The following is a 561-nucleotide window of genomic DNA, read 5'->3' on the forward strand; positions in this document are numbered from 1 at the left end:
GTGCGCGAGGGCACGTGAAATCGCCGTGTTCGCCGTTGGCCGGTCGTTACCGGCGTGAATAGCCGATTGGGCAAACAATCCAGACAGCTTGCGCAAACGTTAAAAATTTATGAAGCTCGGTTCAGGGCTTCAGGGGAGCCCTTTCCACTTCCAGAAAGGAACTTCCACCATGCCTCGTACCCATCGCAACCGCCTGGCGCTGGCCGTCATCGCCGCGCTCGCCACGGGCGCCGCGCTGCCCGCCTTTGCACAGGAAAACCCCCAGGCACCGGCCCAACCGGTCGAGCCGGCGGCCGCAAAGAAGCCGGTCGAACTCGACCAACTCGTCGTCACCGGTACCCGCGTGCAGGGCCGATCGCCCACGCAGTCGCTTTCACCCATCGACGTGTTCAGCCCCGCGAAGCTGGAGAAGCAGGCATCGGCCGACCTGACCGACCAGTTGGCCATCATCGCACCCTCGTTCAACACCCAGCGCTTCCCGATCGCCGACGGCACGGCCTTCATCCGCCCGGCCAGTCTGCGCAACCTGCCGCCCGACGAGACGCTGGTGCTGATCAATGG

General features: G+C 64.5%; 1 pseudogene. It reads left to right on the plus strand.

Annotated elements, in window-relative coordinates:
* Positions 1–169: 169 nt before the first annotated feature.
* Positions 170–561: pseudogene (locus tag ACXJKJ_RS31655) on the plus strand (hypothetical protein); the annotation flags it as partial.

Source organism: Roseateles sp. P5_E1, from assembly GCF_054049335.1.